Annotated in this window: 1 pseudogene; it reads right to left on the bottom strand. The window is 38.9% G+C overall.

Going from position 1 to position 898, the window contains the following annotated elements:
- A pseudogene (locus tag FOT42_RS17905) lies at positions 1 to 735 on the bottom strand (tail fiber protein); the annotation flags it as partial.
- Positions 736 to 898: the final 163 nt, after the last annotated feature.

Raw genomic sequence — 898 nt, 5'->3', positions numbered from 1 at the left:
GAGATTGTATCCCTCCTTGAAGACATAATCGGGTCCGGGCACGGAAAGGTCAACCTTCACCTCTTCGGCGTGGATGTTGCCTTTTACAGTCAGTTTGGAGTCTGGGGATTTTGTTCCAATGCCCACTTCTCCTGTAGTTCTGATGGTCAATTCGGGAATATGCTGGATTGCACCGCTTCCATCCGTTATTGTATTATTCTGACTAATATAGAAGTCAGGAGAATTAGATCCTCCATTATACAATAACCCGGCATTCCATAAATACTGGTTAGCTTGGCCGAAGCTAATGATTGCCATGTCCTTACCTTCACTTCCCCTATCTAGTTTTAATATTGAGCTTCCTCTAGCGGATGGGTTATTGATCAAAACTTCAGACTGTACCTCTAATTTTGAAGCTGGGTCGGTCGTCCCGATACCTATATTGCCGTCTGTTTTTATTTTCAAGAATGTAGTTGTGAAATCGTCTTTCCCAAAGTCAAAACCAATTCCATCACTGATCCGTAATCCATACGTATAGGACTCGGTATTGGCGCCACCATGTTTTATATAAAAATAATCTCCAATACCTGACAACCACCCAGATCTTAACATAGGCCTATTATAGTTCCCATCATTGACAGAAAAAGAAAAATCTGTGGTAATATTACTTACTTGACCAGACGGTGAAGTTGACACTTGAGCATGTCCATATCCGAACAATAACAGGGCTATTGCGTGTATGATATATTTTTGCATATTTTTTTATTTATCCTTTTTTATTTTCAATTTTATCCATTCGTTCTCCAATTTTTCTAACCTGGAATTGACTTTTCTCAATTCTTCATTCTTCCTGTTCATTCTTTTATCTTGTTCAAGAATATATAAGGTCAACTCCTCAATCTTCTCCAAAAGCTTCATG

The sequence above is a fragment of the Flagellimonas hadalis genome (genome assembly GCF_007785775.2).
In the GTDB taxonomy this organism is placed as follows: domain Bacteria; phylum Bacteroidota; class Bacteroidia; order Flavobacteriales; family Flavobacteriaceae; genus Flagellimonas; species Flagellimonas hadalis.
This window is presented reverse-complemented; position numbering and strand designations above follow the sequence as displayed.